General features: G+C 73.7%; 14 protein-coding genes. 10 read left to right on the top strand and 4 right to left on the bottom strand.

Annotated elements, in window-relative coordinates; translation table 11 throughout:
* Window positions 1-67: 67 nt before the first annotated feature.
* Window positions 68-505: an FHA domain-containing protein gene (locus tag M8316_RS05455; protein ID WP_250052720.1), complete on the top strand. Its 438-nt coding sequence runs from the start codon at window positions 68-70 to the stop codon at window positions 503-505.
* 30 nt (window positions 506-535) lie between these two features.
* Here M8316_RS05455 and M8316_RS05450 read toward each other — a convergent pair whose 3' ends face one another.
* On the bottom strand, window positions 536-1,399 hold the full coding sequence (locus M8316_RS05450) for an inositol monophosphatase family protein (protein ID WP_250052719.1): 864 nt from the start codon (window positions 1,397-1,399) through the stop codon (window positions 536-538).
* A gap of 63 nt (window positions 1,400-1,462) precedes the next feature.
* On the opposite strand from M8316_RS05450, the gene M8316_RS05445 reads away from it, so the two are divergent.
* Window positions 1,463-1,897 carry a DUF2231 domain-containing protein gene (locus M8316_RS05445; protein ID WP_250052717.1) on the top strand — a complete coding sequence of 145 codons (435 nt, stop codon included), beginning with the start codon at window positions 1,463-1,465 and terminating at the stop codon, window positions 1,895-1,897.
* Window positions 1,898-1,930: 33 nt separating this feature from the next.
* On the opposite strand, the gene rsgA is transcribed toward M8316_RS05445, so the two are convergent.
* From rsgA to M8316_RS05430, 3 genes are all read right to left on the bottom strand, one after another.
* Window positions 1,931-2,947: a ribosome small subunit-dependent GTPase A gene (gene rsgA, locus M8316_RS05440; protein WP_250052715.1), complete on the bottom strand. Its 1,017-nt coding sequence runs from the start codon at window positions 2,945-2,947 to the stop codon at window positions 1,931-1,933.
* A gap of 2 nt (window positions 2,948-2,949) precedes the next feature.
* Window positions 2,950-4,281: a 3-phosphoshikimate 1-carboxyvinyltransferase gene (gene aroA / locus M8316_RS05435; RefSeq protein WP_250052713.1), complete on the bottom strand. Its 1,332-nt coding sequence runs from the start codon at window positions 4,279-4,281 to the stop codon at window positions 2,950-2,952.
* A gap of 107 nt (window positions 4,282-4,388) precedes the next feature.
* Complete coding sequence (locus tag M8316_RS05430) at window positions 4,389-4,952, bottom strand: DoxX family membrane protein (RefSeq protein ID WP_250052710.1); 564 nt, start codon at window positions 4,950-4,952, stop codon at window positions 4,389-4,391.
* A gap of 130 nt (window positions 4,953-5,082) precedes the next feature.
* Here M8316_RS05430 and M8316_RS05425 point away from each other — a divergent pair, with 130 nt between their 5' ends.
* From M8316_RS05425 to M8316_RS05390, 8 genes are all read left to right on the top strand, one after another.
* The gene (locus M8316_RS05425; RefSeq protein WP_250052708.1) at window positions 5,083-5,919 is read left to right on the top strand and encodes an SOS response-associated peptidase; all 837 of its coding nucleotides are present in this window, start codon (window positions 5,083-5,085) and stop codon (window positions 5,917-5,919) included.
* Complete coding sequence (locus M8316_RS05420) at window positions 5,916-6,602, top strand: alpha/beta hydrolase family protein (protein WP_250052706.1); 687 nt, start codon at window positions 5,916-5,918, stop codon at window positions 6,600-6,602. Before M8316_RS05425 ends, M8316_RS05420 begins: the two co-directional genes overlap by 4 nt.
* 106 nt (window positions 6,603-6,708) lie before the next feature.
* The gene (locus M8316_RS05415; protein WP_250052704.1) at window positions 6,709-7,392 is read left to right on the top strand and encodes a sigma-70 family RNA polymerase sigma factor; all 684 of its coding nucleotides are present in this window, start codon (window positions 6,709-6,711) and stop codon (window positions 7,390-7,392) included.
* Entirely contained in the window at window positions 7,389-7,700 is a 312-nt protein-coding gene (gene rsrA, locus M8316_RS05410; RefSeq protein WP_250052702.1) for a mycothiol system anti-sigma-R factor, read from the top strand. The genes M8316_RS05415 and rsrA overlap by 4 nt, the downstream gene beginning before the upstream one ends.
* Window positions 7,701-8,275: 575 nt before the next feature.
* The gene (locus M8316_RS05405; protein WP_250052700.1) at window positions 8,276-8,749 is read left to right on the top strand and encodes a TadE/TadG family type IV pilus assembly protein; all 474 of its coding nucleotides are present in this window, start codon (window positions 8,276-8,278) and stop codon (window positions 8,747-8,749) included.
* Window positions 8,750-8,762: 13 nt separating this feature from the next.
* Window positions 8,763-10,427: a TadE/TadG family type IV pilus assembly protein gene (locus tag M8316_RS05400; protein ID WP_250052698.1), complete on the top strand. Its 1,665-nt coding sequence runs from the start codon at window positions 8,763-8,765 to the stop codon at window positions 10,425-10,427.
* Window positions 10,428-10,532: 105 nt separating this feature from the next.
* Window positions 10,533-11,306: a Flp pilus assembly protein CpaB gene (gene cpaB / locus M8316_RS05395; RefSeq protein ID WP_250052696.1), complete on the top strand. Its 774-nt coding sequence runs from the start codon at window positions 10,533-10,535 to the stop codon at window positions 11,304-11,306.
* Window positions 11,306-12,523, top strand: coding sequence for a CpaE/TadZ family protein (locus M8316_RS05390; RefSeq protein WP_250052694.1), 1,218 nt, complete (start codon window positions 11,306-11,308; stop codon window positions 12,521-12,523). The genes cpaB and M8316_RS05390 overlap by 1 nt, the downstream gene beginning before the upstream one ends.

The following is a 12,523-nucleotide window of genomic DNA, read 5'->3' as shown; positions in this document are numbered from 1 at the left end:
GCACCGCCGGAGCAGGAGTGGGACCGATGAGCGCCACCGGCACGCGCGACCGCATGGGGGTCGCGCGATGAGCACCCCCACCGACGAGGGTGAGGGCACGCTGGCGCCCGTCGTCCCGCTCACCGAGCGCGCCGGCACCGACCTGCCCGGCGGCTTCCGGGCCATCCGTGCCCGGCGTCGGCGCGAGGCCGAGCGCACGGCCCGGGTCCCCGAGCCCGGCGAGGTCGCCCACGTCGCGGGGGAGGTGCGCGTGGCCGTGGGCTCCGGCTCCCTCGTCTTCGGCTCCCACCCCTCCTGCGACGTGGTGCTCCCGGGACTGCACGCGCGGCACGCCGTGCTCGGGCGCGACGGCGCCGGGCGGCTGGTGCTCAGCGCCCTCTCCGGCTCCACCCGCGTGGACGGGGTGCCCGTGCTGAACCAGGTCGTGGACGAGGCCGCGCGAGTGGTCATGGCCGGCCACCGGATCGCGCTGCTGCTCCCGCGCCCGGCGCCCCGGCTGGTCTGAGGGCGGCTGGTCCTCGGGTGGGCGCCCTGCTCAGCGCCCCCGCAGCGGCGAGACCGACCCGGGGCCGGTGCGCGGCCAGTCGGGGTCGGGGTCGTCGGAGTCGGGCAGGGACCCGATGAAGCCGAGGGCGGCCTCGTGCAGGTGCCCGTTGGAGGCGATGGCGTTGCCGCCCCAGGGGCCGGGATTGCCGTCGAGGGAGGTGAACCGGCCGCCGGCCTCGCGCACGATCACGTCGAGGGCCGCCATGTCGTAGAGCTCCAGCTCCGGCTCGGCCGCGATGTCGACCGCGCCCTCGGCCACCAGCATGTAGGACCAGAAGTCGCCGTAGGCGCGGGTGCGCCACACACGGCGCATGAGCGCCAGCACCTCGTCCAGCCGGTCACGCTCCTCCCAGCCGGAGAGCGAGGAGTAGGAGAACGAGGCGTCCTCGAGGCGGCGCACGTCGGAGACGTGGATCTGCTGGGCCTTCATCAGCGACTTGCCGGTGAAGGCGCCGCCGCCCTTCTGGGCCCACCACCGGCGCTGCAGCTGCGGCGCCGAGACGACGCTGCACACCACCTCGTCCTCCACCGCCAGGGCGATGAGGGTGGCCCACACCGGCACCCCGCGGACGAAGTTCTTCGTGCCGTCGATCGGGTCGACGATCCAGCGGCGCGCGGAGGTGCCGGTGGAACCCTCCTCCTCGCCGGTGATGGCGTCGCGCGAGCGCACGCGGGAGAGGGTGCGGCGGATGGCCTCCTCGACGCCGCGGTCGGCGTCGGTGACGGGCGTGAGGTCAGGCTTGGCCATCACGTGCAGGTCGAGCGACTTGAACCGGCTGCTGGTGAGGGAGTCGGCGTCGTCGGCCAGGAGATGGGCCAGCCGCAGGTCGTCGGTGTAGTCGGGCTCAGCCACGGTGAGCAGGCTACCGGTGCGGGCCCTGTCGGTCGGGTCACACCCCGGCTAGCCTCCTCGTCCATGGAGATCCTGGGGCTCCCGGCCCACCCCCTCGTGGTGCACGGCGCCGTCGTCCTCGGCCCGCTCGCCGGCCTGGTCAGCCTCGCCTACCTGCGTCCCGCCTGGCGCGGCCTCCTGCGGTGGCCGCTGCTCGTCGGCGCCGTCGCGGCCATGGTGTTCCTGGTGCTCGCGGCCGTCTCGGGCGAGTCGCTCCTGGAGAGCCGCGAGCAGCTGCGGCAGCTGGACGGCATGCACGACCACGAGGAGGGCGGCGAGCTGGCGCGGAACCTGACCCTGCTCTTCGGCGTGCTCGCGATCGCGACCACGGCGCTCCAGCGGCGCCTGCACGGCGTGCTCGCGACCGCCGCGCCGGTCGCCACGGCGCTGGCCGCGGTCGCGATGATCGTGGTGATCGCGCTGGCCGGGCACTCCGGCGCCTCGCTGGTCTGGGGCTGAGCGCGCCACCTACCAGGCCGTCCACCAGGCCGACTACCAGGCGGGCTCGGAGCGGGCGGCCAGGAGCCTGCGGAAGGACTCGACGCGGTCGGGGTCCACGGTGCCCTCGGTGACGGCCTCGTCGAGCCCGCACTCGGGCTCGTCGCCGCCGTGGGTGCAACCGCGGGGGCAGTCCTCGGTGGCCTCGTCGAGGTCGGGGAACGTCTCGATCAGGGTCTCGGGGTCCACGTGGGCGAGCCCGAAGGAGCGGATGCCGGGGGTGTCGATGATCCAGCCCTCCGCCCCGTCCGCGCCCGTGCCCCAGCTCTCGGGCAGGGCCAGCAGGTAGGCCGAGGTGGAGGTGTGCCGGCCACGGCCCGTCACGGCGTTGACGTGGCCGGTCTCGCGGTCGGCGTCCGGCACGAGGGCGTTGACCAGCGTGGACTTGCCGACGCCGGAGTGGCCGACCAGCACCGAGGTGCGCCCGGCCAGCAGCCCGCGCACCTCCTCGAGGTCGCCGCCGCGCTGGGTGACCACCCACGGCACGCCCAGGGAGCGGTAGGTGGAGAGGAACGCGTCGGGGTCGGCGAGGTCGGCCTTCGTCAGGCACAGCACCGGCTTCATCCCCGAGACGTAGGCGGCGACCAGCGCACGGTCGACCAGCCCGGTGCGGGGCTCGGGGTCGGCGAGCGCGGTGACGATGACCAGCTGCTCGGCGTTGGAGACGATCACCCGCTCCACCGGGTCGTCGTCGTCGGCGGTGCGGCGCAGCGTGGTGCTGCGCTTCTCGACCTCGACGATGCGGGCCAGCGAGCCGTCGTCGCCGGAGACGTCGCCGACGACCTTGACGCGGTCGCCCACGACGACGCCCTTGCGGCCCAGGGGGCGCGCCTTCATCGCCATCACGGTGCGGCCGTCGACCAGCAGCGTGAAGCGGCCACGGTCGACCGTGACGACGCGGCCGCGCACCGCGTCGTCGTAGGTCGGCCGGTCCTTCGTGCGGGGTCGCGTGCGGCGGCGGGGTCGCTCGTAGTGCTCGACGTCCTCGCGCCCGTAGCGGCTCCGCGCCATGCTCAGCCCTCGCTCGACGACCCGGTGGGCCGGGCCAGCAGGCCGGACCAGAACCCGGCGAAGTCGGGGAAGGTCTTCGAGGTCGTCGCCACGTCCTCCACGCGGACGCCGGGCACCGCCGCCCCGGCGATCACCGCGGCGTGGGCCATCCGGTGGTCGGCGTAGGTGCGGAACACGCCGCCGCTCAGGGGGGCGGGGGTGAAGGAGAGGCCGTCGCGGTGCTCGGTCACTGCCGCGCCGAGGCCGCGCAGCTCGGTGGCCAGGGCCGCGAGCCGGTCGGTCTCGTGGAAGCGGATGTGCTCCACGCCGCGCAGGTGGCTGGGGCCCTGCGCCAGCGCGGCCAGCGCCGCCACGGCCGGGGTCAGCTCGCCCACGTCGTGCAGGTCGACGTCCACGCCCGCCAGCACGCTGGGGCCGACGACCTCGAGGCCGCGGCCGGTCGGTGCGTCGGCGACGTCGACGAAGGAGACCTGGCAGCCCATCTGCGTCAGCAGGTCGCGCAGCACGTCGCCGGCCTGCGTGGTCTCGGCCGGCCAGTCGCGCACGACGACGCGGCCGCCGGTCACAGCGGCCAGCGCCAGGAAGGGGGCGGCGTTGGAGAGGTCGGGCTCGATCACGTGGTCCACGGCCGCGACCGGCCCGGGAGCGACGGCCCACCGGTTGGCGCCGTCGGTGTCCACCTCGACGCCGTGCATCCGCAGCACCTGCACCGTCATCTCGATGTGCGGCAGGGACGGCACGGGCTTGCCCACGTGGCGGACGTCGACGCCCTGCTCGTAGCGGGCGCCGGCGAGCAGCAGGGCGGAGATGAACTGCGAGGAGGACGAGGCGTCCAGCGTCACCAGGCCGCCGCGCACCGACCCGGAGCCGCGGACGGTGAAGGGGAGCGCCCCGCGGCCCTCGTCCTCGATGGCGACGCCGAGGCCGCGCAGCGCGGTGAGGACCTCGCCGACGGGGCGGTTGCGCATGTGGGCGTCGCCGTCGAAGGCGACGGTTCCCGAGGAGAGTGCTGCCACCGGCGGCACGAAGCGCATGACGGTGCCGGCCAGGCCGCAGTCGACCGCCGCGTCCGCGGTGAAGGGGGCGGGGGTGACCCGCCAGTCCTCGCTGCTGGTGTCCACGTGGGCGCCGAGGGAGGTCAGGGCCGCGGCCATGAGCGTGGTGTCGCGGCTGCGCAGGGCCCGGCGGACGACCGAGGGACCCTCGGCGATGGAGGCCAGCAGGAGGGCCCGGTTGGTGAGCGACTTGCTGCCGGGCAGCGAGACGACGAGGTCGACGGGCCCGGCCGCGGCGGGGGCGTCGTAGAGGTCGGTGCTGGAGGGGGCGCTGCTCACGGGCCGAGGGTAGTCGGTGGACGCGACGACGCCGGCCTCCGCACGCTCGGGCGAGCGGGGAGACCGGCGTCGGTCGGGAGCGAGCAGGGGTTCGGGTGGCCGGCGGCTCAGGCGCCGGGCAGGCTCTTGGCGGCCAGCTTCGCCTCGGCCTTGGCGGCCCGCTTGGCCGACTTCACCTCGCGCTTGGCGCTCTTGGCCGCGGACTTCGCACCCTTGGAGGCGTCCGAGGCGGCCTTCTTGGTGCGCCACGCGACGCCGGGGGCGCCGTCGGTGTCGCCGGCGGCGATGATCAGCCCGCCCACGAGGGAGACGTTCTTGGTGAAGCCCATCTGGGCCTCCTTCTTGGCGGCCGGGGAGTCGGCCTTCCAGAACGGGTAGCCGGCCCACGTCGTCGGCACCATGGTCGCGGCCAGGACGGCGGCGGAGCAGCGCGGCGCCTTGCCGGTGGCCAGCCCGAGCGCGGCGGCCAGCTGCACGCCGGCGTTCACCCGCACCAGCAGGGTGGGGTCCGAGGGGAACTGGGGGACGGCCCGGCGCACGAGCGGCACCAGCTTCTCGGTGACGGGCTCGGCCTTCTCGGCGAGCGCGGAGCTGTTCTTCAGCGCACCGGCGGCACCGGTGACGAAGGCAGCGGCGAGCAGGGGACGGGCGATGGCACGGCTGAGCGACATGACACCTTCCTACTACACGGCCCTGCGCGAGCGGCCCGCCCCGCCGGGTGGCCGCGTCGGCTGCGCGATCCTCGGGTTGCACGATCAGTGGGTGCGCGATCGATGGGTGGGGAGCCCCTAGGCTGGGCGCATGTGCGGCAGGTACGCCTCCAGCCGGGACGCGGCCGACCTCGTCGAGGAGTTCGAGGTCGACGTGCCCATGTTCGCCGCGCCGCTGGCCGCCGACTTCAACGTCGCGCCGACCAAGGAGGTCTACGCGGTGCTCGAGCGCCCGCCGAAGGGCGAGGAGCGACCCAGCGCCGAGCGGCAGCTGCGGGTGCTGAGCTGGGGGCTGGTGCCCTCGTGGGCCAAGGACCCCGCCATCGGCAACCGGATGATCAACGCCCGGGTCGAGACCGTCGCGGAGAAGCCGGCCTACCGCAAGGCGTTCGCCTCGCGCCGCTGCCTGCTGCCCGCGGACGGCTACTTCGAGTGGTACGCCACGTCCGAGACCACGAAGGCCGGCAAGCCGCGCAAGCAGCCGTTCTTCATCCGGCCGGCCGACGGCGGGACGCTGGCGATGGCCGGGCTCTACGAGATCTGGCGCGACCCCACGCGGGGCGAGGACGACCCCGCGCGTTTCCGGTGGACCTGCACGGTGATCACCACCCAGGCCGAGGACTCCCTGGGCCAGATCCACGACCGGATGCCGATGATGCTGGACCGGGAGCGCTGGGGCGCCTGGCTCGACCCGACCGTCGCCCGCGCCGACCTGGTGGACCTGCTGGTGCCCGCGGCGCCCGGTCGGCTGGAGGCCTTCCCCGTCTCGACCGCGGTCTCGAACGTGCGCAACAACGGCCCCGAGCTCGTCGCGCCCCTGCCGCTGGACGGCCTGCCCGACGACGTGACCGGCCAGGTGGCCCACCCCGACCCTGATGCTGATCCTGGCCAGCCCGCCCTGCTGCCCGCTCCCGAGGAGTCCCGATGACCGACGAGACCGGCCTCCCGGGCGTGCCCGGCCGCACCGTGGACACCCCGCACGGCCCCGGCCTGCTCCAGGTGGTGGACGCCGACGAGCCGGTCGCGCTCCTGCTGCTCTCGCACGGCGCGGGCGCGGGTGTCGACACCCGGGACCTCGCCGCCCTCGCCGAGCTGCTGCCGCCGCAGGGCTTCTCGGTGGCGCTGTTCACCCAGCCCTGGCGCGTCGCGGGCCGCAAGGTCGCCACGCCGCCCGCCACCCTGGACGCCGGCCTGGCCGCCGCGGCCGCGGCGGTGGCCGAGTCGCACGCCGGCGTCCCGCTGGTCCTCGGGGGCCGCTCCGCCGGCGCCCGCTCGGCCTGCCGCAGCGCGCGCGACCTCGGCGCGGTCGGCGTGCTGGCGCTCTCCTTCCCGCTGCACCCGCCGGGCAAGCCCGAGCGCAGCCGGCTTCCGGAGCTCTCCGACGTCGGCGTCCCCGTGCTCGTGGTGCAGGGGGAGCGGGACACGATGGGCCGCCCCGAGGAGTACCCCGACCCCATGCCCGACGGGGTCGAGATGGGGGTGCTGCCGGGGGCCGACCACGGGCTGAAGGTGGGCGCGCGGGCCGAGCCCGGCCAGGACGACGTGCTGGCGATGCTCGTGGAGACCACGCTGGAGTGGCTCGTGCGCGAGGTCGTCGGCGGCAGCGTCTGAGGGGCCGACCGGACACGGACCGGGGAATGTCCGGTGGGTGTCGGTGGTTGTCCCACCCGTGATGGCACTGCTGGAACCGACCGCACCGCGGCTAGGCTCGGGAGAGATGACTGAGCTCTCCCCCCGCGCCGACGACGCCGGACTCGACACCGGCCTCGACTCGAGCACCGTCGACCCCACCGAGATCGACGTGGCCACCGAGTCCGAGGCGGACCGCAACGCGCGCTTCGAGCGCGACGCCCTGCCCTTCCTCGACCAGCTCTACTCGGCCGCGATGCGGATGACCCGCAACCCCGCGGACGCGGAGGACCTGGTGCAGGAGACGTTCGCCAAGGCGTACTCCTCCTTCCACCAGTTCCGCCCTGGGACGAACCTGAAGGCGTGGCTGTACCGCATCCTCACCAACACCTTCATCAACTCCTACCGCAAGAAGCAGCGCCAGCCGCAGCAGTCGATGTCCGAGGACGTCGAGGACTGGCAGCTCGCGCGGGAGGCCTCGCACTCCTCGTCCGGGCTGAAGTCCGCCGAGAACGAGGCGATGGAGCACCTGCCCGACAGCCAGGTGAAGGACGCCCTCCAGCGACTGCCCGAGGAGTTCCGCCTCGCGGTCTACCTGGCCGACGTGGAGGGCTTCGCCTACAAGGAGATCGCGGAGATCATGGGCACGCCCATCGGCACCGTGATGTCGCGGCTGCACCGCGGCCGCCGCCAGCTGCGCGACATGCTGACCGACTACGTGCGGGACAACTCTCTGCTGCCCGCCTCGAGCCTGCCGGGGGAGACGTCATGACCCACCACGACCACGACCACGCCGGGCAGACCGGGGCTGCGCCCACGGCCGCGCCCGCCACGGAGTCGGACTGTGCCGACTTCCTCGAGCGGATCGTCTACTTCCTCGACAACGAGCTGGACGAGACCGACTGCGCCGACGTCCGCGTCCACCTCGACACCTGCAACCCGTGCCTGGAGAAGTACGACCTCCAGCGCACCGTGAAGCAGGTCGTCGCCCGCTCGTGCGCCGAGGCGGCTCCCGAGGACCTGCGGGCGCGGGTGCTGATGCGCGTGCGCGAGGTGCAGGTGCGCATCGCCGAGGGCTGAGCCCTCCCACCCCCCCTGGCCGACCCGCCACAGATCCACCGTCGACCCCCGTCCCTCCTGTGAGGGGCGGGGGTCGTCGTCTGTCTGTCTCGTCTGTCCAGACCACCGCCGCCGACCGGTCCCCCAGATGGCGTACGGACGCCCGTGCAGACCCCGGCCGTCCGCCACTCCCGTCACGCTGGCCGCAGTTCGGCCGTGCGGCCGGCGGGGTGGAGGAGCCCCGCCAGGCCCCGCCGGACCCCACCGGGTCACCCGTGGCTGCCCTCCCGGAGCGCGGCCACGGGTCCTGGTGCTTCCGGAGACAGTGCGGCCTGGCGCCGACCCATGTCGACGTCCGTCGCCTGACCGGGTGCGCGTCCGTGCACCCGCGCGTGCCACGGCGGGCCCGTGCCGTTACGTGCTTTCGAGGATTTACCCCCGCCAGGTCTAGGCCGCGGTTCACGGCTGTTCCCCCACATTGAGTAAGACGTTCGGGTCGTCCTGTTCCCCCGGACGTCTCGATCCACCCTCCTTGACGTGGCCCCGTCGGACAGCGGGACCACAGCGAGAGACCGACCAGCCATGGGGGAGGGCGGATGAGCACCGAGCGTGAGCACACCCGGCACGGGGGGCGCGAGGGACAGGTCCGGGCGCGGCAGCAGCTGCGCCGCGGACGGCACGAGGAGCGCGGCGCCGCCGCGGTCGAGTTCGCCCTGGTGGCGATGGTCCTGGTGACCCTGGTCTTCGGGATCATCCAGTTCAGCCTGTACTTCTGGGCCTGGCAGTCGGCCGGCAACGCGGCACGCTCCGCGGCCCGGGCCGGCGCCGTGGACCCGTGCGACACGGCGGCCGTGCAGACGGCCGCCACCAACGCGCTGGCCGGCACGCCGACCGACGGGGCGCCCGCCGGCGTCACCGTCACGCCGCCGTCGCCCGTCGAGGTCGGTTCCGACCTGACGGTGACCATCACCTTCGACGCCCTGGACCTCGGGTTCTTCCCGTTCCTGGACCCGGCGATCGACAAGAGCGTCACCACCCGGGTGGAGCACGTGCCGGCTGGTGGGTGCTGACGTGAGGACGCACGTGTCCACCCGACGGGCGGCGCGCCGCTCGCGGGAGGACCGCGGCGCGGTGGCCGTGCTGGTCGCGATCCTCGCCGTCGTCCTCATCGGGATCGGCGCCTTCGCCGTCGACCTGGGCCAGGCGTACGCGAAGAAGTCGCTGCTCCAGACCGACGTCGACGTGGCCGCCATGGCCGCGGCCGCCGAGCTGACCCAGGAGGACGGCTGCAACGCCGAGGTGATCGACACGGCCGAGGAGTACCTCACCCACGCCGACAACGCGGTGCCCGGGCAGTACCCGATCGACCTCGGCGGCAGCGCCGGCGACGGTGACGGGTTCATCTCGTGCAGCGACTGGACCGTGCACCTGTGGGCGCCCGCCTCCGAGGTCGAGCTGGGCCTGGGCCAGGTGATCAGCGACTCCGACAGCTTCGACGTCGCGTCCTACGCGGCCGCCCAGGTGGGCTCGCCCGCCGCCAGCGGCACCCTGCCGTTCTTCGGCGTGCAGGGCTGCGACTACGGTTCGCAGACCATCCGGGACGACTCGGGGTCGCCGACCAGCGCGTCGCCGCCCTCGACCTTCGTGCCCGACTCCGGCACGCACAACAACATCGTCGTCCAGTCGGTCACGCCGGACACCGCGCCCTCGCCCGCCGACGACGGCACCACCACCGCGATGACCGTGACCGTCGACGGCACGCACATGAACAACGCCCGCTACGTCGGCTTCACCAGCGCCACCGGTCAGCACTACGAGGCCCTCATCTCGCCGGTGCCGAGCAACGGCCAGCAGACCGTGACCGTCTCGGTGCCCAGCGACGTGCTGGCCGCGGTCGGCACCTGGTGGGTGCGGATCAAGGGCTCCAGCGGCAACTGGTCGAACCCGACCGAGGCGAAGCCGTTCCAGGTGGGCGACGACCTGCTCTACTGCGACAACTCCAACGAGGGAAACTTCGGCACCATCGACGTGCCCCGCACCGACGGCAACGCCGGCAACCGGCTGGCCCTCAACATGATCCTCGGCGTCCAGCCTGAGCTGGCCATCCACCCCTCGCCCAACGGCGAGTGCGGCGGTGACCCGAGCCCCACCGTGGAGTCGAAGAACTCCCCGGTCGACGGCACCAACTGCCTGCTCAGCGAGCCGGGGCTCAAGGTCTCCGCCACCAACGACGGCATGGTGCTCGGCGCCGACGGACACCCCGGGCGCCTCGACGCCGACTCCACGCACGACTGCAGCCGCAACGGCAGCGGCTCGCGCACCAGCGGGGCGGTCAAGGGCAAGACCCTCAACGACGACCTGCTGACCTGCTTCATCATCAACGGCGCCAGCATCAACGACCTGGTCAGCGGCAACGCCTCGGGCACCCACGCGCTGTCGGCCGACATCTTCGACTCGCCCCGGTTCTTCTGGATCCCGATCGTCGACACCGACCCCTCCAACGGGGCCAAGTCGTGGCCGATCATCGCGTTCCGCCCCGGGTTCATCACCGACCAGTCGCTGTCCGCCACCAACGCCGCACCCGGCTCGATCTCGTCCCTCAACGGGGTCGAGGCCGACAGCTCCGGCATCCGCGCCCTGCACGTCGTCCTCTTCTCCGAGGACGCCCTCCCCGAGACCGCCGCCGCCACCGGCGACGAGATCTCCTACCGCGGCTCCGGCACGCGGGTGCTCACGCTCGTCGAGTAGCACCCGTCCGCCCGCAGCCCACCGATCACCAGCTCAGCCACCCAGCTCAGCCACACCGCTCAGCCACGACAGACGGCCCTCCCGGGCCTGGGACAAGGAGACGTCATGGCACGTCGCAGCATCCTCCTCGGCGTCGCGTTCCTCATCGCGGCGTTCGGCACGACGATGGTCGTGCTCTACGTGCAGGGCATCGAGGCCCGCGCCACCGCCGGCCAGGACCTCGTCGAGGTCCTCGTCGCCACCGACACCATCGCCGCGGGGGAGAGCGTCTCCGACGCCCAGGACGCCGGCAAGCTCGAGAAGAGCTCGGTGCTGCGCGACGACCTGGTCGACGGGGCGCTCGCCTCGACCCGCAGCATCGAGGGCGAGGTCGCGCTGGCCACCGTCTACCCGGGCCAGCAGATCCTCGGCCAGCAGTTCGGCGACGCCGCCGGCGCCTCCGCGCTGGAGATCCCCGAGGGCACGATGGCGATCTCGGTGGAGCTCACCGACCCCGCCCGCGTCGCCGGCTTCGTCACCCCCGGCTCGGAGGTCGTCATCTTCGCCTCCGCCGACCCCGAGCTCTACCTGCCGGACGGCAGCACCCGGAAGCTCTCGCCCTACACCAGCCTGCTGCTGCCGAAGGTGACGGTCGTCGGTGTGGGCACCACCTCGGTCACCTCGCGCACCACGACCACCGAGGACGGTGAGCAGACCACCGAGGAGGTGCCGCGCACCATCCTCACCATCGCCGTGGACCAGGGCCAGGCCGAGAAGGTCATCTACGCCAGCCGCAACGGCGACCTCTCCTTCGCCCTGCGCGACGACGAGACCGTGGCCCGCGCCGGCAAGGGCGTCACCGCCTCCGACGTCCTCCCCGGCGCGTTCGGGGGCAACTGATGACCATCGTCGTGGAGAAGGAAGCCGGCCTGGCCGGCGCCATCGTGGCCGGGCTGGACGAGCGGCTCGTGGACCGGATGGGCGGCGTGCCCGGCGGCGTCACGGCGCTCGCCGGCACCGACGAGGTGGCCGCCCACCTCGCGCAGCACCCGCACGAGACCGTCGTGGTGCTCGGCGCCTCGGAGTCCCTGGAGGACGCCGTCGCGCTCGCCGAGGCCGCCCGGGTCCAGCGTCCCTGGCTCGGCGTGGTGCTCCTGCGCGAGAAGGTCGACACCGCCACCCTGACCCGGGCCCTGGAGTCCGGCCTGCGCGCCGTGGTCGACGCCGACGACGCCGACGGGCTGGCCGGCGCCGTCGAGCGGGCCCACGCGCTCGGCTCGGCCCTGGTGCCGGTGGCTCCGCCCGCACCCCCCGTGGAGCGGCACGGCCAGGTCGTCACCGTCTTCTCGCTCAAGGGCGGGGTCGGCAAGAGCATGGTCTCCACCAACCTCGCCGTCTCCCTGGCCGACCGCGGCCACCGGGTGTGCGTCATCGACCTCGACGTGGCCTGCGGCGACGTCGCGATCATGCTGCGGATCAACCCCACGGCCACGCTGGCCGACCTCCAGCGCGTGGGCACCGTGGACCGCTCGGCCGTGCTCTCGATGCTCACCGAGGCCGAGGACGGGCTCAGCGTGATGGCCGCGCCGACCCACCCGGGCCAGCCGGTGCCTCCGGACGACCTGGGTGACGTGCTGCGGCTGCTCACCGCCGAGTTCGACGTGGTCGTCGCCGACACCTCCGGCACCTTCGACGACCACGCCCTGGTCGCGCTGGACCACGCCGACCAGCTGGTGCTCGTCGGCACCCCCGACATCCCGTCGCTGAAGTCGCTGAAGCTGGCGACGGGCACGCTCGACCTGCTCGACCTGCCCCGCGAGCGCCGCTCGCTGGTGCTGAACCGGGTCGAGCCGAAGGTCGGGCTGACCACGGCCGAGGTCGAGGAGACCCTCGGCGTGCCGGTCACCGTGGCCGTGCCGGCCGACCGCGAGGTCGTGGCCGTGCTCAACCGCACCGAGACCATGGTCCGCGTCCGCCCCGGGCACCCGGTGAGCAAGGCGCTGACCCAGCTGGCCGACCTCGTCGAGGCCGAGCTGGTGACCAGCGGGGAGACCCCCGCGACCAACCGGAGCGAGCGCCGCGGAGGGCGGCGCCGCCTGCGCAGGAAGGTGAGCTGA

The organism is Nocardioides bruguierae (genome assembly GCF_023554635.1).
GTDB lineage: Bacteria > Actinomycetota > Actinomycetes > Propionibacteriales > Nocardioidaceae > Nocardioides > Nocardioides bruguierae.
This window is presented reverse-complemented; position numbering and strand designations above follow the sequence as displayed.